Raw genomic sequence first — 23,842 nt, 5'->3', positions numbered from 1 at the left:
TAAGGCTACTAACACACAGCGTTTATTATTCCTAAATTTAAGAAAACTTCTTTAATATGGCATCCAGAACAGAGGACCTGATTCGTCTGCGTCCTGAAATCCCAAGCGCAATTGTCTATGATTCCATGAGTAAAGATGAACGTTTTCAAAACCAAACGCTTCGTCCGGTGATCAAGATGCAACAAGAACTGCTTGTTGAAGCATTTAAGAATTATGCCAACAAACATAAAGGTGTATTCTTTTCATTAAGTCTCGAAAAGAAAATGACCTATATTGAAAATGCCATCCAAAAGGATATCAAATTTCGAAATTCTTTAAAGGGGATGGTTATCGGTCAGTTTACCGTAGAAGAATATTTATGCTATATCGATAATTCTTCCGCATTAAATAAGCGGATGATGAATCAGGTAGTGGAAATGTTGAAGGATCGACTACAACTCCTCGAAGAGGAATTCGTAGCCTGACCCTCTCCCACTTCCTTTTACTCGATAAGAGATATACCATTGAGATCGGTGGTTAATACTTCGCTCATATAATCGAAGAACGGCCGAATCACACGGAAACTTTTATTAACGACTTCGGCAAAATCCGGATCGAGAACTTCTTTGTCTGTAAATTTACGGGTCGCTATATATTGTTTCTTTCTGATAAGGTCTATCGCTTTGTGATCGCGATCATAGCCTTTTGGTGCCGTCTTGAGCTCATCACCTACTAAGGAGCCAAAAGTATTTTTAAATTCCGGTTGCTCCATGATGTGTCGAATTTCTTCATCATCCATAGCGAATTCACGGCGTATGCGTTCGAGATCGCTTTTTTCCGGGTTCCAGAATCCGGTTGCCAAAAACGAATTTCCAGGTTCAATATGCAGGTAATAGCCTCCTCTTAACCGTGGTTTTACTCTATGGAAACTGGAAGAAAAATGTGTTTTATAAGGTGTCTTGTCTGCTGAAAATCGCACATCTCTGTAGATCCTGAACATTTTCATTTTATCGACTTCATCATGTTGTTGTAATGCCTGATGTACGTTGTTGAAGAATTTCTTTGCTTTCTGTTCTTCCGTCTTGAACTCTTTTTTATTTGCCTCAAACCACTCTCGATTATTGTTGGTTTTAAGTGCCGTTAGCATATTTAAAATTGATATGTCAATTGTAGAATAGTCCATTATTTCTATAGATTTTATGTTTTAATATAAACTTGACTTAAATTAGCGACTTCGGAACATTAAATTAGTAAATTTGAATAACACATAATCCGTTAACCCGATGGATGATCTGATAAAAAACATAGAGCAGCATAAAAAGATTCCGAACCTTCGTTTCAGGTTAAAAGAAAAAGCTGAAGAATTTACAAATAAATTATTTTATACGCTATTCGATTCCGAAACAGATGTTCGTACGAACATGAAGGAATTAAGAGAGGATTTTGAAATACTTGTAGATCTTGCCTGCTGGAACATCGAACGCCCATGCATCAAACTTTGGGATAAATATACGAGTCGTTTGCCGGATATCCTGGAAAAACTAAATCTCGATGCTTGTTCCATAGCCAGAAACGATCCGGCTTCCCTATCTGTGGAAGAGGTTTACTTGTGCTATCCCGGATTCTATGCGATCGCGATCTACCGATTAGCGCATGAACTTTACAAGGAAGGTTTCCCTTTTGTTCCACGCCTGATGACGGAATATGCCCATAGAATTACAGGGGTCGATATCAATCCCGGAGCACAGATCGGTCGTTCCTTCTTCATAGATCATGCCACCGGTGTAGTGATCGGAGAAACCACCGTTATAAAAGACAATGTGAAAATATATCAGGGTGTGACACTGGGAGCACTTTATGTTGATAAGGACTTACAAAACACCAAACGTCATCCTACGATCGAAGACAATGTGACGATTTATGCGAATGCCACGATCCTTGGAGGTAAAACGGTGGTTGGTGCCAATAGTATCATCGGTGGTAACGTTTGGATCACCTCTTCTATTCCGCCGAATTCCATCGTATCACACACCCCAGAAATTAAGATCAAAACAGCCTCTAATGATAAATAAGACCATACTCGATGAGATCGGTAACACCCCGATTGTCATTTCACAAACCCTCAATAAAAAACCCGGAGTTAAATTATTTTTTAAGCTGGAAGGTAATAATCCGGGAGGAAGCGTAAAGGACAGACCGGCCTATAATATGATCAAAAGTGCTTTGGATCGTGGTGAGATCACATCGAACACTCCATTGATCGAAGCTACAAGTGGTAATACAGGCATCGCTCTGGCCATGATCGCCAGCTTATTCAAGCTGAGCATCGAATTGGTAATGCCTGAAAATTCGACCGAAGAACGGGTGCTGACCATGAGAGCCTATGGAGCTAAGGTTACACTGACTCCGGCAGACCGAGGCATTGAGGGATCCCGTGATTATGCCGAAGCGAAGGTGAAAAATGAAGGGTATAAAATGGTGAATCAGTTCGGCAATGATGATAATTGGAAAGCCCATTATAAAACTACGGGACCTGAAATCTGGAAAGATACCGAGGGGCAGATCACGCATTTCGTCTCTTCCATGGGGACAACAGGAACCATAATGGGTACTTCTGCCTATTTGAAGGAAAAAAAAGAAACCATAACCATTGTTGGGGTTCAGCCTACAGATAATTCTAGCATTCCGGGTATCCGAAAATGGCCTGAAGCTTACCTTCCGGGTATCTTTAAGCCGGAAAGAGTAGACCGTATCATCGAAGTTAGCCAGGATGAAGCAGCCGATATGGCGGTACGTCTGGCCAAAGAAGAAGGGGTTTTTGCTGGAATGAGCAGTGGTGGCGCAGTGGCAGCCGCTCTTAAACTTATCGAAGATTTGGAAGAAGGAATAATTGTAGTTATAATTTGTGATCGTGGAGATCGTTACCTTTCTTCCGATCTTTTCCGTTGATCAAAGCCAGCGTTTTCGTTTAAAATAGAGGATCATGATCACGAATACCAGAATCATGATACCCCATACGATATAGTAGCCGTAAGGACTGTTAAGTTCGGGCATATTGCGAAAGTTCATTCCATAGACACCGGCAATGAAGGTCAGCGGGATAAAAATACTGGCCATGATCGTCAATACTTTCATGACTTCATTCATCTTATTACTCACGTTACTCATATGGACATCCATCAGGTTCATTGCCATTTCCAGGTACATCTCGGTATTCTCTGCGATTTGTGTGATGTGATCATAGGCATCCCTGAGGAATAATTTGGTGTCAGGTTTCACCAGTGTATGTTCTGTCTTTAATAAGTGTCCGACCAATTCCTTAACCGGTCTGATATATTTGCGGATCTGCATCACTTCCTTTTTCAGCAATTGAATCTCGTTAACCGTATCCTTATCTGAATTCGAATCGCTGAAAACTCTGTTTTCAAGTGCTTCAATCTTGTCATAGACATTTTCCAAGACGATAAAATACTGGTCGATAACGGCATCCATAAGCACATAGAATAAATAATCGGCTCCGCGGTCCCTGATCTTGCCGAGCTTATTACTCAGTCGTGCTCGAACAGGATCGAAAACATCCATCTCAACTTCCTGAAAAAGGAGTAATACATCTTCCATGAGAACAAGTGCTATATGTTCTGTGATCGTATGATATTCATCGTCCAGATAGATCATTTTCAGCACCATAAAGATGCAATTATCGTATTCATCTATTTTGGGACGGGACCCGGTATTTACAGTATCTTCAAGAAGCAGCGGATTCAAACCGAATTGTTTACCGAGTTTCTCGATCTCATCCTCTTTACTTAAGCCCTGAATATTAACCCAGTTCACTTTGCCGGGTTCGATCGCAGCACTACAGTTTTGAAGATCTGGAATGTCCACTTCGGCATAGGATTCACTATTGTACTTTATAAGTTGTACTGAGAACACCCCTGTATTTCGTAATCCCTGATAGATCACAGACCCGGGCGCTTTACCCGCTTTTTGCTGTGATCTGAAAGATTTCTTCAGAGCGCTGCGTATATCGATTTTCTTTTTCACGTTCCGGATGTAAGATTTCTATAAAAATAAGGAAATTGCACTGATCATCGGTGTCTTTCCTCTAGAACTCCCACAATATCTTTTAATTTATATCCCTTAGCCTGTAATAAAATCAGGTAGTGGAATAACAGATCCGCACTTTCATTGAGGAACAGTTCATCATTGTTATCCATGGCCTCGATCACGGTTTCAACCGCTTCCTCTCCTACCTTTTGAGCCACTTTGTTAATACCTTTCGCAAACAGCGAAGAAACATAGCTCTTTTCCGGATCTGCAGAAAGTTTTCTACTGGCAATCACAGACTCCAGTTCTTCCAGAAATACTGTACTGCCTGTGTTTTCTTCGTCCCAGCAAGTGTCACTACCAGTATGACAAACCGGTCCGACAGGAAATACTTTAATAAGGAGTGTGTCCCGATCGCAATCAATCTTGTGTTCTGAAACATTCAGAAAATTTCCGCTTTCCTCACCTTTTGTCCATAATCGACCTTTCGACCTGCTGAAAAAAGTCACTTTCCCAATTTCCAGGGTCTTTTCATAAGCTTCCCGGTTCATATAGCCGAGCATCAGTACTTTTAATGTGGTTGCATCCTGTATCACTGCAGGCACAAGACCATCCTTGCTTTTTTCGAAATCTATCTTCAGATTTTTCATAGTCTAACGGGTATTCCCTGTTTTTTAAGTTCGATTTTAAGAAAAGGTATGCCGATCTCTTTATAATGGAAAACACTGGCTGCCAATGCAGCATCTGCTTTCCCTTCTATAAAGGTATCTGTAAAATGAGAAACGGCTCCGGCACCGCCGGAAGCGATCACAGGTATATGTAACATTTCTGATAACGCCGCCAGCGTTTCATTAGCGAAACCGTTTTTGGTACCGTCATGATCCATACTCGTAAACAATATTTCCCCTGCACCACGGTCTTGAGCTTCCTTTGCCCAGGAGAATAGCTCTATGGAGGTCGCTTTTTTACCTCCGACAAGATGTACAAGCCATTTTCCGTCCACCAATCTGGCATCAATGGCTACCACTACGCATTGCGCACCGAATTTTGAAGATAATTCGTTGATAAGATCGGGGTTTCGCACCGCAGCAGAATTTACGGAAACCTTGTCAGCTCCGCATTTTAAGAGAAGGTCCACATCTTCCACTGAAGAGATCCCGCCCCCTACTGTAAATGGTATATTTACTTTTTCCGCAACACGTAGTACCAGTTCCGCCAATGTTCTTCGCTTTTCTTCAGTCGCTGAAATATCCAGAAAGACCAGCTCATCTGCTCCTTCATTTGCATAGATCTCTGCCAGTTCAACCGGATCCCCTGCATCTCTTAATTCCAGGAAATTAACCCCCTTAACGGTTCTGCCGTCTTTGATGTCAAGACATGGAATTATTCTTTTTGTAAGCATAACGTATTTTTAAGATTGTAAAATTTTGAATGAATACACTTTTAAAGCTACCCGTTCACAATATATGATTCCAGTTGTTTGAGACTGATCCTGCCTTCATAGAATGCTTTACCTAAAATAGCTCCCTCACATCCCAGGGTTGCAAGCTTAGGAAGTTCACTGAATTCTGAGATGCCTCCGGATGCGATGAGAGAGATCTCCTGCCCTGCTTCCTTAGTGGCATTTAAAATCTTTTCATACAATGCAAAAGAAGGTCCTTGTAACATTCCGTCGCGAGCGATATCAGTACAGATAACATATTGTATGCCTTTATTCAAATAATCTTCAATAAAGGGCAACAAGTCCTTTCCGGAATCTTCTATCCATCCACTGATCGCAACTTTTTCATCATGTGCATCAGCTCCGAGAATAATACGGTCATTTCCCCATATACTGATCCAGTTTTCAAAGATCTCCGGATCTTTAACGGCAATACTCCCTCCGGTAATCTGTTTGGCTCCCGATTCAAAGGCAATTCGCAAATCTTCATCCGATTTCAAGCCACCACCAAAATCGATCTGTAATCCCGTTTTTCCAGCTATCTTCTCCAGTATCCTGTAATTCACAATATGTTTGCTCTTTGCGCCATCCAGATCCACGAGATGTAGGTTTTGGATACCATGAGCTTCAAATTGTTTGGCAACCTCCAGCGGATCGTCGTTATAGATCTTAGAGGTGCTGTAATCACCTTTTGACAATCTAACACATTTACCTTCAATAATATCTATGGCTGGTATGATCCTCATATATTTAATATTGGTTGATATTTCATTTCAAGAAAGTTTTGCAACAATACGGCACCCGCATTACTGCTTTTTTCCGGATGGAACTGTGTACCGTAGAAATTATCCTTTTTAAGTGCGGTGCTATAGCTAAGACCATAATCTGTTTTGGCGATCGTGTCTGCTCCCAGCGGTGCATAAAAACTATGGACCAGATACATATATTCGTTTTCATCGATACCTTCAAAAAGTTCCGAACTCAGATCGTAGACCTGATTCCAGCCGATCTGCGGCACTTTAACCGAATTGTCGAATCGTTTCACATCCAGATCAAAAATCCCTAATCCTGCTGTGTTACCTTCTTCCGATCGGTTGCACATGAGTTGCATTCCAAGGCAAATACCAAGCACGGGCTGTTTAAGATCCGGAATCAGGCGATCCAGATTATGCTCCCTTAATTTTCTCATGGCGCTGCTCGCCTCCCCAACTCCGGGAAAGATCACATGTTCTGCGGAGGCGATCACAGTTGGATCACTGGATAGTACTGCCTCAAGGCCTAATCTTTTAAATGCAAAGATGATACTCTGAATGTTACCTGCTCCGTAATCGATTATAACCAGTTTCATTATAGACTTCCTTTTGTTGATGGCAAAATCATTTTTTCTGTATCGCGTTTTACGGCCATTTTTATAGCTTTCGCAAAGGATTTGAATATCGCTTCGATCTTATGATGTTCGTTAATCCCTTCTGCTTTTATATTGAGATTTGCTTTGGCTCCGTCTGTAAATGACTTAAAAAAATGAAAGAACATTTCAGTTGGCATACCGCCGATCATTTCACGATTGAACTCAGCTTCCCACACAAGCCAGTTCCGACCTCCGAAATCTATGGCTACCTGAGCGAGGCAATCATCCATAGGCAAACAAAATCCATAGCGTTCAATTCCCAGTTTATCGCCAAGCGCCTTGTGAAAAGCATCTCCCAAAGCAATGGCTGTATCCTCGATCGTATGGTGTTCATCCACCTCAAGATCTCCTTTAACCTTGATCATCAGGTCCATTTGTCCATGACGGGACAATTGATCCAGCATATGATCGAAAAAAGGAATTCCAGTATCGATATCACTTTTGCCCAGACCGTCCAGATTCAATTCAATTGCGATGTCTGTTTCATTGGTCTTTCTGGAAATAGCCGAGGTTCTTGACCTTAATTTAAGGTACTCATAGATCGATTTCCAGGAAGTTGTTTCCAGTCCAATTAAAGAAGAAAGCTCTTTGTCGTTAAGTATTGTTTCCGATCGGCCCAGGTAACTTCCATCATTGATATAAATCGCTTTAGCACCAAGGTTTTTAGCGAGTTCTACATCTGTAAGCCGGTCTCCGATCACAAATGAATTTTCTAGATCATAAGCACCATTCATATAACTAGTCAATAATGCGGTTCCGGGTTTTCGGGTAGGTTGTTTATCTTTTGCATAGGTTCTGTCAATCACCTGTTCACTGAATTCGACACCTTCATTTTTAAAAGTGCGGATCACCAGATCATGTACAGGCCAGAACGTATCTTCAGGATAATTTTCAGTACCTAATCCATCCTGATTAGTAACCATAACCAACTCATAATCCAGTTCAGCAGCGATCTTTGCCATGTATTGAAGTGCTTTGGGGTAGAATATCAATTTTTCCAAAGCATCGATCTGTTCATCTTCAGGTTCTAAAATAAGCGTCCCGTCACGATCGATAAATAGTACTTTTTTCATTTTTACAGTGCGTTGAGTATGTTGATTAATTTTTGATTTTCTTCCGGAGTTCCGATAGTGATACGCAAAGTCTCTTCACATAATGGTTGTCTGGATCGGTTTCTCACTACGATACCGCTCGATAGTAATTCCTCATAACGTTTATCAGCAGCATCTACTTTTATCAAAAGGAAATTAGCGTCACTCGGAAATATTCTTTCTACAAATTTAACTTTTAGTAATACTTTAATTAATGTCTCTTTTTCACTTAATATCTGTGAGATATGATTTTTAACAGTTGTCGTTTCACTGATTCCTTTCAATGCCATTTCCTGTGTTAGAAGGTTGACGTTGTAGGGAGGTTTGATCTTGTTCAGGACTCTGATGATCTCCTCTGAAGCGATACCGATTCCAAGACGGATCGCAGCCAAACCATAAGCCTTGGATAAAGTTTGAATGACGATGAGATTAGGAAATTCGTCCAGTCTGGAGGCCCAGCTTTCTTCCGGGGAAAAATCGATATAGGCTTCATCGATCACCACGATCCCTTCAAAGTTGTGAAGGAGATTCTCCACCACTTCTTTCTTTGCTGAATTTCCTGTTGGATTATTGGGCGAACAAATAAATAACAGTTTTGAATGATCATCTGAAATTTGTAAAATCGCTGCGGTATCAGGCTGAAGCGCATCGTTAAGCAATACTTCTCTGTTTTCAATATTATTCGTAGCAGCAAGCACTGAATACATGCCATAAGTGGGTGGTAACGTTATTACATTATCAACTCCGGGCTCACAAAATGCCCGGAAGATGAGGTCCAATACTTCATCACTTCCGTTCCCTAATAATAATTGTTTTTCCTGCACGCCTTTGATCATGGCCAACCGTTCCTTCAGGCGTCTTTGCAGAGGATCGGGATAGCGATTGAGCTTATCGCCGTAAGGACTTTCATTAGCATCCAGGAAGACCATGTCTTTATCGAAATCTTTAAATTCATCTCGCGCGGAACTGTAGGGTTTCAATTTCTTTACGTTTTCCCTAATCAATTGATCTATATTTTTTTGAATTGCCTTCATTGTATTTTTAGTTTAGGTATTCCTAAGGTCGTTAAGTCGTAAACTTACTGCGTTTTTATGCGCATCCAGTCCTTCTGCAGCAGCCATAAGTTCGATCGTATTTCCGATGTACAGAATACCATCTTTGCTTATTCTCTGGAAGGTCATACTCTTCATATAGCTATCGAGATTTACGCCGCTATATTGTTTGGAATACCCGTTGGTCGGAAGTGTGTGGTTTGTTCCTGAAGCATAGTCTCCGGCACTTTCAGGGGTGTAATTCCCCACGAATACCGATCCTGCATTTCTGATCTTCTCTAGCAGGAAGTCTTCGTTTTTACAAGCGATAATGAGATGTTCTGGCCCGTAAAAATTGATCAGTTGCATCGCATTCTCCTCAGATTCCGCAACGATGATCCTTGAATTTTCAATGGCTTTTTGGGCGATCTGCCTGCGAGGCAGCTCTTTGATCTGTTGTTCGATCTCCTCATAGACCTTGACCGCGAAATCATCTGAAGTGGTCACCAGGATCACCTGGCTATCAGCGCCGTGCTCAGCCTGTGAGAGCAAATCGGCTGCCACATAGGAAGGTATTGCTGTTTCATCAGCAAAGACCAGTAATTCTGAAGGGCCAGCTGGCATGTCGATCGCAATACTATACCGGGTAGCGAGCTGTTTTGCTACTGTTACGTATTGATTTCCGGGTCCGAATATCTTATACACCTGCGGAATACTTTCCGTACCAAAGGTCAGGGCTCCGATAGCCTGTATGCCTCCCACTTTAAAAATTTTGCTAACACCACATAAGCCAGCAGTATATAAAATCACAGGATTTATAGTACCGGATCTATCTGGTGGTGAACAAAGAACGATTTCTTCACATCCGGCAATACTGGCGGGAACCGCAAGCATCAAAACCGTAGAAAACAGCGGAGCACTACCTCCGGGAATATATAATCCGATACTTTCGATGGGTCTTTTTTCCTGCCAGCACTCTATTCCTTTTGAAGTGCTAACACGTACCGGTTCTGTGCGTTGTGCAGCATGAAATTTTTGAATATTATCTTTTGCTCTTCCTATGGCGGCTTTCAATTCATCCGGCACCAATAATGCTGCTGCTTTCATCTCTTCGTCACTGACAACAAATGTATTCAGGTCGACATTATCAAAAAGTCGTGTGTATTTAAAAAGTGCTTCATCGCCTTTGATTCTAACTTCTCTGAATACTTCCTGCACCACCTCCTCGATATCCTCCACAGTTCGGGTCGGTCTTTTCAGAATTTCTGGCCAATCGGTTCTTTTTGGGTTAATGCTTTTTTTCATCTTTTTGATTTTTGACTTTAGAATACCATTTTTTCGATCGGGCAAACCAGAATACCTTCCGCCCCAACACTTTTAAGTTCATCGATAATCTCCCAGAACTTCTCTTTGTTAATTACGGTGTGGAGAGAGCTCCAACCTTCTTCTGCCAATGGAAGCACTGTAGGACTTCTCATTCCGGGAAGTATTCTGATAATATCCTGGATCTTATCGTTCGGCGCATTTAAGAGTACATATCGTGAATCCCGGGCATTAAGTACGGAACGAATTCTGAATTTCAGGCGTTCCGTCAGCGCTTTAAGTTCTTCATCCATCACCGGTGAGCCTGCCAACACTGCCTCGCTCATCAGAATGGTCTCCACTTCTTCGAGATTATTCTTAAAAAGTGTACTCCCACTGGAAACGATATCAACGATTCCATCTGCCAGTCCTATGTTCGGTGCAATCTCCACAGAGCCGTTAATGATATGAAGCTCAGCATCAACTCCATTCTTGTCAAGATATTCCTTTACTGTATTCGGATAGGATGTTGCGATCTTTTTTCCATTCAGATCTGCAAGAGAGCGGATCCTTCCACCTTTTGGAGCCGCCAGTGATACCCGGCATTTTGAAAAGCCGAGCCTCTCGATGATCTCGATATCCCTCCCCTTTTCAACCAGGAGATTTTCTCCGATGATGGCAAGGTCTACAACACCGTCATTTAGATATTGTGGAATATCACCATTTCTCAGGTACATAACCTCCAGGGGAAAGTTTCTTGCAGAGGCTTTCAGTTGATCACGACCATTATCGATGGAAATACCACAGTCCTTTAAAATCCGAAGGGAATCCTCAAAAAGGCGTCCGGATTTTTGAATGGCTATTTTTAATTTTCTGTTACTCATAATGATTTTTCAGTTTGTTTTTATTTGACAACCATTTGAGCATTCGGAAGGGTTAAAAACAAAAAACCCGTTTGAATACTCAAACGGGTTTTGTTTATGGTTTTTGTCAATCACGCATAATCATATCACCTCGCCTGAGCGCAGTAAATGAATATGATGATGATGATGTGACAGATTTGTGTTCATTGTGAAATTAATTCTTCACAAATGTAACGGATTAATATTTTAAAAAGCAAACATTAATTCATCATTTCATCGATTTTTTGGATATGATGTAGGATTTTTACTAAATTAGTAGCACCTAAATTGTTCAACCTTAACCATATCCGTAACTGTTACGGTCGATTAACCAAACTTTAACTGCTATGTACGAATTATTCAATTCATCCGTATTCTGGTCTTTGTCTGCCGGAATTGCATTCATCGGTTTCATCCTTGGTCGTATTACAACTGCAAATAAATACAGAAAAGAACTGGAAAAATGTCAGCTTGAAAAAAGTGCGCTGGTCAATAATCTTCAGTCAAATCCAGAGAATTATATCAACGCTCAAACTCAGGGTATTCGTGCTGTACAAACTCGTGGTCGCAGTGGTTCTGTTGTAGAAACCAATGAGCCCAAGGTGGTAAAAAAGGCTATCCGAAATGAAAAGCCTGATCTTGAACGAATGGGATTTGCTTCCGAATCGGAAAAGGATGATCTCAAACAGATCGAAGGGATTGGACCTTTTATTGAAAAACAACTGAATTCTTGCGGGATCTACACCTTTGAACAAATCAGTAGAATGGAGGAAGAAGATATGCGTCAGATCACCAGAATCCTGGAATTCTTTCCCGGTAGAATAGAAAGGGATAATTGGAAAAAACAGGCAGTCGACCTAATGTCAGTAAAGATTGAGGCCTGAACCACCTGTTCTTTTTCTTCAATTTATCTTACTGATCGCCCAGTATAATCGGTAAACCACTATCCCCGCTTCCGATGACGATCACTTTAGCATTCGATGATTCGGAAAGCTTCATCGTTGCTTCTATTCCTTTATCTTTAAGAATCTTATCGGTTAGTGATGCACTAAGTATTGTGTTTGCATCTGCTTTACCTTGAGCTTCAATTCGTTGTTTTTCTGCTTCTTTCTGAGCCTTTTCAAGTCTGAATTCATATTCAAGAGACTCTTGTTCCTGACGTAGTTTCCTTTCGATCGCATCCTTGATAGTAGCTGGAAGGGTTACATCTCGTATTAACACTTCATTCAATTGTACATACTGATCATCGATGATCTTCTTTGTTTCTGTATAGATCTCCTCCTGAATAGCATCGCGTTTACTGGAGTACAATTGTTCCGGAGTATAGCGTCCCACGACACTTCTTGCTGCAGACCGAATGGCTGGTTGTAATACTCTGGTTACATAGTCTTCTCCTTTTTCCTTGTGCAGGAGCCCTAATTTTTCATACATAGGCTGAAACCAGGCAGAAGCATCCAGTTTGATCTCCAGACCATTACTGGAAAGAACCTGCATCTTTTCCGAAACAGATTGCTGTCTCACTTCATAAACAAAGACTTTATTCCAGGGAGCAACCAAATGAAAACCTTCAGAAAGCGGTGGTTCATCGGTGACAACTCCACCGCTAAGGGTACGATAAAGTACACCTGCCTCTCCTGAACCGATGGTGACGGTGGATTTTGCGATAAAAATGATCAATGCGATCGCGATAATAATTACGGGAATCCCAATTTTGGGTAGATTGTTCATATTGATAGTTTAAAAATGTTTGAATTAATTAGCTTGTACTTCAGATGTTAAAATTACGGAAAACCTCGGTTTCCCGAAATCAAATCAGCCATTTCCTACGAAGCCGGGATATAAGGTCATACCACCATCGATGAATAAGGTAGTACCATTTACATATTCCGACTTATCAGAGGCAAGCCAAACGATTCCTTCAGCAACATCTTCAGGAACCCCGATCCGGTTATACGGTATAAGTTTTAGGAGTTCTTTTAACCGGGCTTCATCACTCCACACTTCCTTATTGATATTTGTTTTTATAGCACCGGGAGCAATACTGTTCACACGAATCATATCATCGGCGGTTTCCTGAGCAAGTGAACGCATCAGTTCCGTTAATCCTCCCTTCGAGGCAGCATAATTCACATGGCCTGCCCAGGGAATCTCCTGGTGTACTGAACTCATGAAAATGATCTTCCCTGCAGATCTGCTGATCCCTTCCACTACACCTCTTTTAAGGAAGTATTTAACGGCAGCACGGGCACAGAGAAATGCTCCGGTTAGATTGGTATTGATCACTTTGTTCCACTGTGCCAACGTCATTTTATGAAATGCAGCATCCTGTTGTATACCGGCATTACTGACCAGAATATCCAGATTTCCGAATTCTTCGAAAACAGCAGCAAACATGGTTTCCACAGATTTCTCGTCTCCTACGTCAGCCTGAATGGAAATAGCCTTCCCTCCTGATCTTTTTATTTCCGCTACTACACTAGCTGCACCTTCTCTATCGGAATGGTAATTCACTCCCACCATCGCACCTTCCTTAGCAAGAAAAATTGCCGCAGCACTTCCTATACCGGAAGAGGCTCCGGTAACCAAAGCTACCTGGCCTTTCAATAATTTACCCATAAATTTTAAATTTTGATCAGATCAAACCATTGTATTTGCGAAGCAGCCATTCCATCCCAAGAAAGAAAGTGATCCCAAGCAGAAGCCACCACCATTCTATTAAAGGTACGACATTTTCCGTACTGCGCTGAATCGGTTTGAATTGTGTACGGGTAAGCAACGTATCGGCGAGTTGTTGTACTTGCTCCGGATAGAATATAGAACCTCCGGAACGATTTGCTAAATTATTCAGATCTTCCAGATCAGGATCCAGAAACTGACGTTCCACATCGAATTCAAGTTTGGTGAACTTACCTTTTCTATACAGGTTCTCGGAAGGAACACCAACGGTAAAGTCATAATTCCCTGCAGGCAAATTACTAAGATCTACTTCATAGGTCTTGCCATTCAGACTCATCGGATAAACCCTTGACTCACCGGATTCCTCATTTTTGATATTGATCTCCACTCTTGCATTCGGATCAAAACTGAAATTTCGGTCAAAATAATCTGCCCTGATCCCGATAGGTTGATCACCATCATAAAAGGCATCATACTGAATGGTAAGTCGATCCTTTTTTTGATTGGATGCCAAATACTGAATCAGTCGGTTAAAGTAAGTATCGAATAATTCGAAATCCCCATTTTCTACATAGGACCAGCTTCTCCATTTCCAGAAACCCTCACCGTCGAGTAATGCTGTTTTACCTTCCGATCCTTCAGCGATTACAAGCATAGGATTTACAGATACAATATTACCTATTCTGGCCATTAGCATGATATCGGTATCCCCTTGTAAAACGAGATCCCCCAGTTGTATCTCAAGTGGAGGAAAATCATCGAATCCCGGATCTTCCGTTATGAAGGCAGAAAAATTGATCTCCGGCTGGCCAAAAACCTCTTCTGTACCGGCACCGGATTCCTTATAAAAGACACTTTGAACAGTATTGATGAAATTCCAGTCTGTATCTTTACCGGAGATTATCCAATAGTTGACCCCTTCCTTTTTCAAAGCATCCATGATCTTTCTGAAAGATGCATCCGGCTGATACAGAATACATAATTGATGGTCGGAAATCGAAGAAAGCATGTTTGCAGGTTTACCGGTCTGTACAGAATGCCGCTCACTGCTTTCGATCATCCTTTTCAGTGCACCGATATCCGGATGATTCATCGAAGAAATTATGGCTACCGATTTTTTCTGGTCGATCACCTCCACAGCAAAATTTCGGGTATTATTATTCTTGTTGCGTTCCTGTTCCAGGGGAAGTATTACCGCCCTGAACTTTTTTATTCCCGGAGCAACAGCATCCAGGTTTGCATGAATGACCTTAGCAGTATTCTCAGGCCCCATGGAAACCTTTTCACTGTAAACCTTACGATCACCGGAATATATAGCGAACTCAGACGTTATATCTTCCTTTCCCTTAAAGGTAATGATCGCCTCAACAGGAAATTGATTTTTGTAATAAGCATATCGATTTACATTGAGCTGACTGACCTGCAAATCGTTAAAAGAAGTTGTGTCGCCCAAAACCACTGGAAAGACAGGAAGTTTTGTTCCTGCGGTAGAATAGCTGTAATTACGGCCATAAGTTTGATTCCCGTCAGAAAGTAAGATGATAGCTGCATTATTTTGCCCATTGATCGAAGTAGTACTTTCCAGAGCACTTGTAATATCGGTTTGAGCTCCTTCGAAATTTAGTGAATCACCCGGACGCATGTCCTTATCAAAGGCATAACTATGAATGTCAAACTGCTCGGTTATAGCACTATTGCTTTGAATGGAGTTCAATAGTTCTCGCATCTGAGCTTGTTGGTTAAGATTGGCTATAGACGTAGAATTATCCAAAAGCAAATGAAGCGAGGGTTTCTGGGTAGTATAGGTATAAGTGCTGTATTTAGGATTGATAAGTAACAATAATACACAAAGAATCGAGAAGAATCGCAGTAGTAACAATCCCCAGAAATAGCGATGCTGACGTACCTGTTTGTTGTAAAAGAAATATGAAAGGGCTGCTGAGACCAAGACAGCAAGGGCAATCAACAAGTAGGTAGTGGTACCGATCATCAATTCTATTGGTTTTAAACGAAAAAAGTTCCCTGACAGAATTCAGGGAACTTCGAAAATACAAATAAAATTTTCGGATATCACAATATCAGGTCAACATTCCTCCATCAACGTTGATCACCTGTCCTGTGATGTATGCCGACATATCTGATCCCAGGAATACGCAGGCATTTGCAATATCTTCCGGGTTACCTCCACGCTTAAGCGGTATATTATCTCTCCATCCCTGAACGACTTTCTCATCCAGTTTTGCAGTCATTTCAGTTTCGATGAAACCAGGTGCGATTACATTACAACGAATATTTCTCGATCCAAGTTCCAGTGCGACAGATTTCGAAAAACCTATGATCCCTGCTTTAGATGCAGCATAATTGGTTTGACCGGCATTTCCTTTTACTCCAACTACGGAACTCATATTGATGATAGATCCTTTTCGCTGTTTTAGCATAGTGCGCTGTGCAGCCTTGGTCATATTGAATACAGACTTAAGATTGACTTCGATCACTTTGTCGAAATCTTCTTCAGATATTCGCATCAACAGGTTGTCTTTTGTGATCCCGGCATTATTGATCAGGATATCGATCGCTCCGAATTCCTTTACAACATCGTCTACCAGTGCCTGAGCCTGTTCAAAATTGGCAGCATCGCTTTTATAAGCTTTTGCTTTCACCCCCATATCGGTTAATTCCTTCTCCAATTCAAGAGCCGGCGCTTCAGAAGAGCTGTATGTGAATGCTACATTAGCTCCCTGTTGTCCGAATATCTGGGCAATTCCTCTACCGATCCCTCTACTGGCTCCGGTGATTATTGCTGTTTTTCCCTCTAATAGTTTCATCGAGTCTTTTTATGTTAGTTCATTAAGTTTTAAATATAGTCATAAGGAATACTTCACAACAAAAGACCCCGCAGCTTTGCAGGGTCTTTTGGTTTATATCTCAATATTGCAAAGCATTCGGTACAAAAATTAACCGAGTACCTCTGCAACTTTTTTACCGATTTCAGCCGGAGAGTCAACAACATGGATCCCGCATTCACGCATGATCTGTTTTTTAGCTTCAGCCGTATCGTCTGCACCTCCTACAATAGCTCCTGCGTGACCCATTGTACGGCCTTTCGGAGCAGTTTCTCCTGCGATAAATCCTACAACCGGTTTTTTATTACCGCTTTCTTTGATCCATTTAGCAGCATCAGCTTCTAATTGTCCTCCGATTTCACCGATCATTACGATACACTTGGTATCTTCGTCATTCATCAGTAATTCAACAGCTTCTTTTGTTGTAGTTCCGATGATAGGATCTCCTCCAATACCGATAGCTGTTGTAATCCCCAGTCCTTGCTTTACAACCTGATCTGCCGCTTCATAGGTAAGCGTACCTGATTTAGAAACGATACCTACCTCTCCTTGTTTGAAAACAAAACCTGGCATAATACCAACCTTCGCTTCACCCGGAGTGATAACACCCGGACAGTTAGGTCCGATCAGACGACAATCTTTATCCTTGATGTAATCAGCAGCTTTGATCATATCTGCAACAGGAATACCTTCAGTAATGGTAATGATCACCTTAATACCTGCTTCAGCAGCTTCCATGATTGCATCCGCTGCAAATGCAGGTGGTACAAAAATAATGGATACGTCTGCTGCTACTTTATCAACCGCTTCTTTTACGGTGTTGAAAACAGGTTTTCCCAGATGTTCTTGTCCACCTTTTCCGGGAGTTACACCTCCAACTACATTCGTTCCGTATTCGATCATCTGTTCGGCGTGAAATGTTCCCTCACTTCCGGTGAATCCCTGTACGATTATTTTAGAATCTTTATTGACTAATACACTCATTAGGATAAAATTTTATTTAAGCTTAGCAAAAATAGGTTTTTGCTTACGATTTAAGAAAAAAGGTAAACTAAAATTCTCACCTTTTTTGTTATTAATTACACTTTAAGCCGGCAGCGTACATGGCTGTCGAAAATATTAATTTAAATTTTTAATGATTTCCGGTAGCTGTCGTATTGCCGCAAGTTCCCGGTACTTCTTTTTAGCCTCTTCCGCCGGATACCCAAAATAGGTTCGGTTACCTTCCAGAGATTTACTGATTCCGGATTGCGCGAGCAGTACAGCCTTATCACCTATGGTAATTCCACTGGTCATACCTACCTGTCCCCAGATGGTTACTTCATTCCCAATCACTACACAACCGGCGATTCCGGTTTGAGAGGCAATGAGACATTTTTCACCGATTACAGTATCGTGTCCGATATGAACCTGATTATCGATCTTAGTGCCTTTTTTGATCGTGGTATCACCAGTAACTCCTTTATCGATAGTACAGGCAGCTCCAAGATCCACATAATCTTCGATGATCACACGTCCTCCGGACAGAAGTTTATCAAACCCTTCCGCACGTTTTTTATAATAAAACGCGTCTCCACCAAGCACGGTACCTGCATGTATTGTAACATGGTCTCCGATCACGCAATTGTCATAGATGCTTACATTGGCATGTATCAGACAATGCTCTCCGATAGTTACATTATTCCCTATAAAACAGCCTGGTTGTACCACGGTATTCTTCCCGATGTTTGCAGACGGGGCGATATAAGCCGTCGCCTTTTCAAAGGGTTTGAAATATCGTGTAAGTTTGTTGAAATCACGAAACGGATCATCAGAAACCAAAAGCGCCTTTCCTTCCGGACAGGCTACTTCCTTATTGATAAGTACAACGGTCGCCTTTGATTCCAGAGCCTTATCGTAGTATTTAGGGTGATCCACAAATACGATATCTCCCGGTTCAACAACATGGATCTCGTTCATTCCCAACACAGGGAAATCTTCAGAACCCACGAACTGGCATTCTAACAGATCTGCGATCTGCTTCAGACTATGAGGTTGAGGAAATTTCATTGACGTGTGACAATTATTCCTTAACTCGCTCTACATAAGTTCCTTTGTCGGTTTCGATCTTGATCTTATCACCTTCGTTGATGAACAATGGAACGTTAACACTGGCACCGGTTTCTACCGTCGCAGGTTTAGTGGCGTTAGTAGCGGTATTACCTTTTACACCAGGCTCAGTATGAGTAACCTCAAGAATAACACTCGCCGGCATATCTATCGATAAAGGCATATTATCTTCGGTATTGAAAAGTATGGTTACTACTTCACCTTCCTTTAAAAGATCCGGAGCATCCAGCGTATCTCTTTGAAGGGTGATCTGATTGTAATCATCTGTGTTCATAAAATGATAGGTATCCCCTTCTGGATACAAGTACTGATAATTTCTGGTTTCCACACGTACATCTTCAATCTTATGTCCGGCGGAGAAAGTATTATCGATCACTTTGCCGGTGGTTACACTTTTCAGTTTGGTTCTGACGAAAGCAGGTCCTTTTCCGGGTTTAACGTGAAGAAATTCAATAATTTTAAAAATGTCATGGTTATAACGGATACATAATCCTTTTCTGATGTCAGATGTTGATGCCATATTTACTGTTTAATTAGAACTTTGAACTAAAATAACCTTTCATGATACCGCGTTGTGAATCTCTCACGAACTGCAATATCTCATCTCTTTCTGAGGTGGCTTCCATTTCCGCCTCGATAATTTCCAATGCCTGAGAATTGTTATAATTCTTCTGATAGAGGATACGATATATATCCTGGATCTCACGAATTTTTTCAGTGGTATAACCACGTCTTCTCAAACCTACCGAATTAATCCCGGCATAGGAAAGCGGCTCTCTTGCCGCTTTGGTATAGGGAGGAACATCTTTACGAACCAGGGAACCACCGGTTACGAAGGCATGATTTCCAATCGTACAGAACTGGTGAACAGCGGTCATACCTGCCAATACTACATAATCTCCTACGGTGATGTGACCTGCAAGCGTACTGTTATTGGAAAATATACAATTGTTACCAATGATACAATCGTGTGCGATGTGGCTGTATGCCATGATCCAGCAATTGTTTCCGATAACAGTCTTCATTCGATCTGTTGTACCCTTGTTGATGGTAACACACTCCCTGATGGTTGTGTTGTCTCCGATCTCCACAGTGGTATCTTCATCATTATATTTCAAATCCTGAGGCACTGCGGAAATAACGGCACCCGGAAAGATACTACAGTTCTTTCCGATTCGCGCTCCTTCCATTATGGTAACATTGCTACCTATCCAGGTCCCTTCCCCGATCACCACATTATTATGGATGGTGGTAAAAGGCTCAATAACGACATTCTTTGCGATCTTAGCTCCCGGATGTACGTAAGCAAGGGGTTGATTCATATCTTAATTTTTTACTTTAACAATTTGAGCCATCAATTCTGCTTCTGTGGCTAATTTTCCGTTCGAATAAGCATAACCCTGCATATGGCAGATCCCTCTTCGAATCGGTGAGAGCAATTCCAGTTTAAATACCAGTGTATCTCCCGGATTTACCTGTTGTTTGAATTTAACGTTGTCCATCTTCATAAAGTATGTAAGATAGTTTTCAGGATCCGGAACGGTGTTCAGCACGAGGATCCCCCCGGTCTGAGCCATCGCTTCAACCTGAAGAACTCCAGGCATTACCGGTGCTCCAGGAAAATGACCGACGAAAAAAGGCTCGTTCATCGTCACATTCTTCATCCCTACGACATGACTATCAGACATCTCAAGAATTCGGTCAACCAGTAAGAATGGAGGTCGGTGTGGCAGCATGTTCATGATCTGCACTACATCCATCAATGGTGGTTTTGAAAGATCGAACTTAGGTACTTTATTACGTTTCTCGATCTTTATGATCTTTGAAAGTTTCTTTGCGAACTGAGTATTCACAAAATGTCCCGGTTTATTAGCGATAACTTTACCACGAATACGTGTTCCTACCAATGCAAGATCACCGATAACATCCAGTAATTTATGTCTGGCTGCTTCATTTGGATGGTGTAAGGTAAGATTATCGAGAATTCCATTTGGTTTTATAGCGATCGAATCCTTTTTGAAGGCAACTTTTAATTTCTCCAATGTTGGCTCTGAAAGTTCCTTGTCTACATATACAATGGCATTATTAAGGTCTCCTCCTTTGATCAATCCGTGCTCCAGAAGGGTTTCGATCTCATGTAAGAAACTGAATGTACGCGAATCGGAGATTTCATTTTTAAAATCAGCCATTTTTTTGAGGGTGGCATTCTGAGTACCCAATACTTTAGTTCCGAAATCAACCATCGTGGTCACCTGATATTCATCGGCAGGGATCACAGTAATTTCGCTACCTGATTCCTCATCGGTATAGCTGATCACATCAGTAACTACATATTCTTCACGTTCAGCCTCTTGCTCAACAATTCCCGCTTTCTCGATAGCTTCAACGAAATATTTGGAAGAACCGTCCATAATAGGTGGCTCAGCAGCATCCATTTCGATCAGAATATTATCGATATCCATTCCTACCACTGCGGCAAGAACATGTTCAGAGGTCTGAATCTTTACTCCTTTTTTCTCAAGGTTGGTTCCACGTTGCGTATTCACAACGTAATTAGCATCGGCCTCAATAACAGGATGACCTTCAAGGTCAATACGTTTAAAGGCATAACCGTGATTTACAGGGGCTGGTTTCAGGGTCATGCTCACCTCTTTACCGGTATGCAGTCCGACACCGTTTAAAGTAACCTCCTTAGCGATAGTACGCTGCTTGACGGTTTGATCACTCATCTTTATTTGCTTTTTCTATTTTACGAATAGTTTCTACGATCTTAGGAAGATTCTTAAAGTGCACATACGATTTATTATAATCGCCAAGATTCAAGGCAGGGGATCCCTGTATCACTTCATCATCGTTTACATTTCTGTGAACTCCTGTTTGTGCCTGGATACGAACGCGGTCACCTATAATAATATGACCAACGATTCCAACTTGTCCACCGATCATACAATTCTTACCCACCTTTGTGGAACCGGCAATTCCTGTCTGAGCAGCGATTACGGTATTTTCACCGATTTCGACATTGTGAGCGATCTGGATCTGATTATCCAGTTTAACGCCTCTGCGAATCACGGTTGATCCGAGTGTAGCTCTGTCGATAGTAGTTCCGGCACCGATCTCTACATGATCTTCCAGAATTACATTACCGGTCTGTGGAACCTTCTGGAACTCTCCGTTCTCATCAGGGGAGAATCCAAAACCATCTGCTCCCAGGATAACACCACTATGTATTACACAGTTGTCTCCGATAACCGATTCAGAATATATCTTCGCTCCTGCAAAGATGAAGACATTGTCACCGATGGTAACATTATCTCCGATATAAACGTTCGGATAGATTTTAACGTTCTTTCCGATCTTTGCATTATCACTGATGTAAGTGAAGGCTCCTACATAGATACCTTCTCCGCAATCTGCAGATTCTGCAATAAAAACCGGACTCTCGATTCCGGTCTTATTCATCTTGACCATATTGTAATACTCCAGTAATTTGGAGAATGCTTTATAAGCATCATCTACCTTGATCAGGGTCGTTTCCAATTCATGTTCCGGTTCGAATGTCCGGTTCACAATAGTAATAGATGCCTTGGTCGTATATATATAAGGAGTATATTTCGGATTTGCTAAAAATGTAAGGGTACCTTCCTCCCCTTCTTCTATTTTGGAAAGTTTCGAGACCTCGATTTCCGGATCTCCTACAATTTCACCTTCCAGTATACCTGCTATTTGTGCTGCTGTAAATTTCATTTCGACGCAAAAGTATAAAAAAATGCAATTTATTATTTAGGATGACACAGGTAATATTTGGTGACGGGCTTGGAAAGGGCTTTAATATTGAATTGATCTGAGGCTTTTGCCACATCTTTGATTTTACCTGATTTCATAAGGATCAATATGTTCTGTTTCTCCAGATTATAGGCCTGATTCCTAATTTCACCAGTAAAAACAAAGTAAGAGGCCTCTTGTTCAGACAGGTTATATCGCTCCATACAGAACTTCATCGCTTCCTCAATACGCGCTTCACTGATTTCTTTCTTTTTTACCCGGATTCGTAGCAGATCACGATTCAATAACATGGCCGAAAGGCTCTTTAAGACAAAATCTTCATGATCCAGCCATTTTTTCATGGCAGACATGATATCTACATCATCAAGGCCGGAAAAAATCTCCAGGGTATTACGATCGAAAGATTCCAGTCCGATATGATTGTCCATGAAAAATTTCAAAGTCTTGTCAGCAGGTACTTCCACACCTTTATCGATGAGCTCTTTGGCTCTTTTTAATACCTTTATTAGTAATTGTTCGGCAACCAGGCTTGTTTTATGTAGATAAACCTGCCAATACATCAATCTTCTTGCGACCAGAAACTTCTCTATGGAGTAGATCCCTTTTTCTTCTACGACCAGATGATCATCTACTACATTCAACATGGTAATGATCCTTTCAGAATTGATATTCCCCTCAGAAACACCGGTATAGAAACTATCTCTTTTCAGGTAATCTGCCCGATCCATATCCAATTGACCGGAGATCAACTGATTCATGAACTTTCGGTGATAGACTCCTTTGAAAATTTCAATAGCAAGATCAAGCTGCCCATGCATTTCCTCATTGAGTGCCTCCATGAACTTCAAAGAGATATGTTCATGCGAAACACCATTCACAATACTGTGCTCCATGGCATGAGAAAAAGGACCATGCCCTATATCATGCAGAAGAATGGCCGCTAACAAGGCTCTTTCTTCTGTTTCACTGATCTCAATCTGTTTAAATCGCAATACCTGAATTGCTTTGGCCATCAGGTGCATACAACCAATCGCATGATGAAACCGCGTATGATGTGCTCCGGGATATACCAGATAGGATAATCCCATTTGTGAAATTCTGCGTAAACGCTGAAAATATTTATGTTCGATGAGATCGAAGATAAGTTCGTTAGGAATAGTAATAAAACCGTAAATTGGGTCGTTGAATATTTTTAGTTTGTTAGTCGTATTCAAACTTTAGGATTGT

The 23,842-nt window shown here is 41.4% G+C and carries 25 protein-coding genes; 4 read left to right on the top strand and 21 right to left on the bottom strand.

Annotated features, from left to right (window positions below):
* The first annotated feature begins 56 nt into the window (after positions 1–56).
* Complete coding sequence (locus DMZ48_RS05730; protein WP_143954155.1) at positions 57–464, top strand: glyoxalase; 408 nt, start codon at positions 57–59, stop codon at positions 462–464.
* Between the two features lie 17 nt (positions 465–481).
* On the opposite strand, the gene DMZ48_RS05725 is transcribed toward DMZ48_RS05730, so the two are convergent.
* Complete coding sequence (locus DMZ48_RS05725) at positions 482–1,126, bottom strand: DUF2461 domain-containing protein (protein ID WP_242009133.1); 645 nt, start codon at positions 1,124–1,126, stop codon at positions 482–484.
* Positions 1,127–1,262: 136 nt separating this feature from the next.
* On the opposite strand from DMZ48_RS05725, the gene epsC reads away from it, so the two are divergent.
* Together epsC and cysM are read left to right on the top strand one after the other, a co-directional pair.
* The gene (gene epsC / locus DMZ48_RS05720) at positions 1,263–2,051 is read left to right on the top strand and encodes a serine O-acetyltransferase EpsC (RefSeq protein WP_143954153.1); all 789 of its coding nucleotides are present in this window, start codon (positions 1,263–1,265) and stop codon (positions 2,049–2,051) included.
* The gene (cysM, locus tag DMZ48_RS05715; RefSeq protein WP_422395435.1) at positions 2,041–2,928 is read left to right on the top strand and encodes a cysteine synthase CysM; all 888 of its coding nucleotides are present in this window, start codon (positions 2,041–2,043) and stop codon (positions 2,926–2,928) included. Before epsC ends, cysM begins: the two co-directional genes overlap by 11 nt.
* On the opposite strand, the gene corA is transcribed toward cysM, so the two are convergent.
* From corA to hisG, 9 genes are read right to left on the bottom strand one after another with little or no spacing between them, the layout of a single operon-like run.
* The gene (gene corA, locus DMZ48_RS05710; RefSeq protein WP_143954152.1) at positions 2,929–4,023 is read right to left on the bottom strand and encodes a magnesium/cobalt transporter CorA; all 1,095 of its coding nucleotides are present in this window, start codon (positions 4,021–4,023) and stop codon (positions 2,929–2,931) included.
* A gap of 44 nt (positions 4,024–4,067) precedes the next feature.
* Complete coding sequence (hisIE, locus tag DMZ48_RS05705) at positions 4,068–4,667, bottom strand: bifunctional phosphoribosyl-AMP cyclohydrolase/phosphoribosyl-ATP diphosphatase HisIE (protein WP_143954338.1); 600 nt, start codon at positions 4,665–4,667, stop codon at positions 4,068–4,070.
* A 5-nt stretch (positions 4,668–4,672) separates the two neighbouring features.
* Entirely contained in the window at positions 4,673–5,428 is a 756-nt protein-coding gene (hisF, locus tag DMZ48_RS05700) for an imidazole glycerol phosphate synthase subunit HisF (RefSeq protein WP_143954151.1), read from the bottom strand.
* A 47-nt stretch (positions 5,429–5,475) separates the two neighbouring features.
* Positions 5,476–6,213, bottom strand: coding sequence for a 1-(5-phosphoribosyl)-5-[(5-phosphoribosylamino)methylideneamino]imidazole-4-carboxamide isomerase (gene hisA, locus DMZ48_RS05695; protein WP_143954150.1), 738 nt, complete (start codon positions 6,211–6,213; stop codon positions 5,476–5,478).
* Positions 6,210–6,815 carry an imidazole glycerol phosphate synthase subunit HisH gene (hisH, locus tag DMZ48_RS05690; RefSeq protein WP_143954149.1) on the bottom strand — a complete coding sequence of 202 codons (606 nt, stop codon included), beginning with the start codon at positions 6,813–6,815 and terminating at the stop codon, positions 6,210–6,212. The genes hisA and hisH overlap by 4 nt, the downstream gene beginning before the upstream one ends.
* On the bottom strand, positions 6,815–7,948 hold the full coding sequence (hisB, locus tag DMZ48_RS05685) for a bifunctional histidinol-phosphatase/imidazoleglycerol-phosphate dehydratase HisB (RefSeq protein WP_143954148.1): 1,134 nt from the start codon (positions 7,946–7,948) through the stop codon (positions 6,815–6,817). Before hisB ends, hisH begins: the two co-directional genes overlap by 1 nt.
* A gap of 2 nt (positions 7,949–7,950) precedes the next feature.
* Entirely contained in the window at positions 7,951–9,000 is a 1,050-nt protein-coding gene (gene hisC, locus DMZ48_RS05680; RefSeq protein WP_143954147.1) for a histidinol-phosphate transaminase, read from the bottom strand.
* A 12-nt stretch (positions 9,001–9,012) separates the two neighbouring features.
* Positions 9,013–10,302, bottom strand: coding sequence for a histidinol dehydrogenase (gene hisD, locus DMZ48_RS05675; RefSeq protein ID WP_143954146.1), 1,290 nt, complete (start codon positions 10,300–10,302; stop codon positions 9,013–9,015).
* 17 nt (positions 10,303–10,319) lie between these two features.
* The gene (hisG, locus tag DMZ48_RS05670; protein WP_143954145.1) at positions 10,320–11,183 is read right to left on the bottom strand and encodes an ATP phosphoribosyltransferase; all 864 of its coding nucleotides are present in this window, start codon (positions 11,181–11,183) and stop codon (positions 10,320–10,322) included.
* Positions 11,184–11,548: 365 nt separating this feature from the next.
* Between hisG and DMZ48_RS05665 the strand changes: the two genes are divergently transcribed.
* Entirely contained in the window at positions 11,549–12,085 is a 537-nt protein-coding gene (locus tag DMZ48_RS05665; protein ID WP_143954144.1) for a hypothetical protein, read from the top strand.
* A 28-nt stretch (positions 12,086–12,113) separates the two neighbouring features.
* Here the strand turns inward: DMZ48_RS05665 and DMZ48_RS05660 are convergent, their stop codons facing one another.
* From DMZ48_RS05660 to DMZ48_RS05610, 11 genes are all read right to left on the bottom strand, one after another.
* Complete coding sequence (locus DMZ48_RS05660) at positions 12,114–12,929, bottom strand: prohibitin family protein (protein ID WP_143954143.1); 816 nt, start codon at positions 12,927–12,929, stop codon at positions 12,114–12,116.
* Positions 12,930–13,013: 84 nt separating this feature from the next.
* Positions 13,014–13,817, bottom strand: coding sequence for an SDR family oxidoreductase (locus DMZ48_RS05655; protein ID WP_143954142.1), 804 nt, complete (start codon positions 13,815–13,817; stop codon positions 13,014–13,016).
* A 16-nt stretch (positions 13,818–13,833) separates the two neighbouring features.
* Entirely contained in the window at positions 13,834–15,870 is a 2,037-nt protein-coding gene (locus DMZ48_RS05650) for a cupredoxin domain-containing protein (protein ID WP_162558673.1), read from the bottom strand.
* Positions 15,871–15,955: 85 nt separating this feature from the next.
* Positions 15,956–16,702 (bottom strand): 3-oxoacyl-[acyl-carrier-protein] reductase, encoded by a 747-nt coding sequence (gene fabG / locus DMZ48_RS05645; protein WP_143954140.1) that lies wholly within the window; start codon positions 16,700–16,702, stop codon positions 15,956–15,958.
* A gap of 129 nt (positions 16,703–16,831) precedes the next feature.
* The gene (gene sucD, locus DMZ48_RS05640) at positions 16,832–17,704 is read right to left on the bottom strand and encodes a succinate--CoA ligase subunit alpha (protein WP_143954139.1); all 873 of its coding nucleotides are present in this window, start codon (positions 17,702–17,704) and stop codon (positions 16,832–16,834) included.
* 135 nt (positions 17,705–17,839) lie between these two features.
* On the bottom strand, positions 17,840–18,769 hold the full coding sequence (locus DMZ48_RS05635; RefSeq protein WP_143954138.1) for a UDP-3-O-(3-hydroxymyristoyl)glucosamine N-acyltransferase: 930 nt from the start codon (positions 18,767–18,769) through the stop codon (positions 17,840–17,842).
* Positions 18,770–18,782: 13 nt separating this feature from the next.
* A complete protein-coding gene (efp, locus tag DMZ48_RS05630) occupies positions 18,783–19,349 on the bottom strand; it encodes an elongation factor P (protein ID WP_143954137.1) in 567 nt (188 codons plus the stop codon).
* A gap of 13 nt (positions 19,350–19,362) precedes the next feature.
* Positions 19,363–20,151, bottom strand: a complete 789-nt coding sequence (gene lpxA, locus DMZ48_RS05625; RefSeq protein ID WP_143954136.1) for an acyl-ACP--UDP-N-acetylglucosamine O-acyltransferase — start codon at positions 20,149–20,151, stop codon at positions 19,363–19,365.
* Positions 20,152–20,154: 3 nt separating this feature from the next.
* Entirely contained in the window at positions 20,155–21,558 is a 1,404-nt protein-coding gene (locus DMZ48_RS05620; protein WP_143954135.1) for a bifunctional UDP-3-O-[3-hydroxymyristoyl] N-acetylglucosamine deacetylase/3-hydroxyacyl-ACP dehydratase, read from the bottom strand.
* On the bottom strand, positions 21,551–22,576 hold the full coding sequence (gene lpxD, locus DMZ48_RS05615) for a UDP-3-O-(3-hydroxymyristoyl)glucosamine N-acyltransferase (RefSeq protein ID WP_143954134.1): 1,026 nt from the start codon (positions 22,574–22,576) through the stop codon (positions 21,551–21,553). The genes DMZ48_RS05620 and lpxD overlap by 8 nt, the downstream gene beginning before the upstream one ends.
* Positions 22,577–22,608: 32 nt before the next feature.
* On the bottom strand, positions 22,609–23,829 hold the full coding sequence (locus DMZ48_RS05610) for an HD domain-containing protein (RefSeq protein ID WP_143954133.1): 1,221 nt from the start codon (positions 23,827–23,829) through the stop codon (positions 22,609–22,611).
* Between the last annotated feature and the right edge of the window lie 13 nt (positions 23,830–23,842).

It is taken from the genome of Robertkochia solimangrovi (genome assembly GCF_007279655.1).
Lineage (GTDB): Bacteria > Bacteroidota > Bacteroidia > Flavobacteriales > Flavobacteriaceae > Robertkochia > Robertkochia solimangrovi.
Note: the sequence above shows the minus strand (reverse complement) of the source record. Positions and strands in the feature narration are given on the sequence as shown.

Bases quoted from the DNA above. Each gene is read 5' to 3' on its own strand.
- DMZ48_RS05730 (WP_143954155.1), top strand. From the start codon at position 57: ATGGCATCCAGAACAGAGGACCTGATTCGTCTGCGTCCTGAAATCCCA.
- DMZ48_RS05725 (WP_242009133.1), bottom strand. From the start codon at position 1,126: ATGCTAACGGCACTTAAAACCAACAATAATCGAGAGTGGTTTGAGGCA.
- epsC (WP_143954153.1), top strand. From the start codon at position 1,263: ATGGATGATCTGATAAAAAACATAGAGCAGCATAAAAAGATTCCGAAC.
- cysM (WP_422395435.1), top strand. From the start codon at position 2,041: ATGATAAATAAGACCATACTCGATGAGATCGGTAACACCCCGATTGTC.
- hisF (WP_143954151.1), bottom strand. From the start codon at position 5,428: ATGCTTACAAAAAGAATAATTCCATGTCTTGACATCAAAGACGGCAGA.
- hisA (WP_143954150.1), bottom strand. From the start codon at position 6,213: ATGAGGATCATACCAGCCATAGATATTATTGAAGGTAAATGTGTTAGA.
- hisH (WP_143954149.1), bottom strand. From the start codon at position 6,815: ATGAAACTGGTTATAATCGATTACGGAGCAGGTAACATTCAGAGTATC.
- hisB (WP_143954148.1), bottom strand. From the start codon at position 7,948: ATGAAAAAAGTACTATTTATCGATCGTGACGGGACGCTTATTTTAGAA.
- hisC (WP_143954147.1), bottom strand. From the start codon at position 9,000: ATGAAGGCAATTCAAAAAAATATAGATCAATTGATTAGGGAAAACGTA.
- hisD (WP_143954146.1), bottom strand. From the start codon at position 10,302: ATGAAAAAAAGCATTAACCCAAAAAGAACCGATTGGCCAGAAATTCTG.
- hisG (WP_143954145.1), bottom strand. From the start codon at position 11,183: ATGAGTAACAGAAAATTAAAAATAGCCATTCAAAAATCCGGACGCCTT.
- DMZ48_RS05665 (WP_143954144.1), top strand. From the start codon at position 11,549: ATGTACGAATTATTCAATTCATCCGTATTCTGGTCTTTGTCTGCCGGA.
- DMZ48_RS05660 (WP_143954143.1), bottom strand. From the start codon at position 12,929: ATGAACAATCTACCCAAAATTGGGATTCCCGTAATTATTATCGCGATC.
- DMZ48_RS05655 (WP_143954142.1), bottom strand. From the start codon at position 13,817: ATGGGTAAATTATTGAAAGGCCAGGTAGCTTTGGTTACCGGAGCCTCT.
- fabG (WP_143954140.1), bottom strand. From the start codon at position 16,702: ATGAAACTATTAGAGGGAAAAACAGCAATAATCACCGGAGCCAGTAGA.
- sucD (WP_143954139.1), bottom strand. From the start codon at position 17,704: ATGAGTGTATTAGTCAATAAAGATTCTAAAATAATCGTACAGGGATTC.
- DMZ48_RS05635 (WP_143954138.1), bottom strand. From the start codon at position 18,769: ATGAAATTTCCTCAACCTCATAGTCTGAAGCAGATCGCAGATCTGTTA.
- efp (WP_143954137.1), bottom strand. From the start codon at position 19,349: ATGGCATCAACATCTGACATCAGAAAAGGATTATGTATCCGTTATAAC.
- lpxA (WP_143954136.1), bottom strand. From the start codon at position 20,151: ATGAATCAACCCCTTGCTTACGTACATCCGGGAGCTAAGATCGCAAAG.
- DMZ48_RS05620 (WP_143954135.1), bottom strand. From the start codon at position 21,558: ATGAGTGATCAAACCGTCAAGCAGCGTACTATCGCTAAGGAGGTTACT.
- lpxD (WP_143954134.1), bottom strand. From the start codon at position 22,576: ATGAAATTTACAGCAGCACAAATAGCAGGTATACTGGAAGGTGAAATT.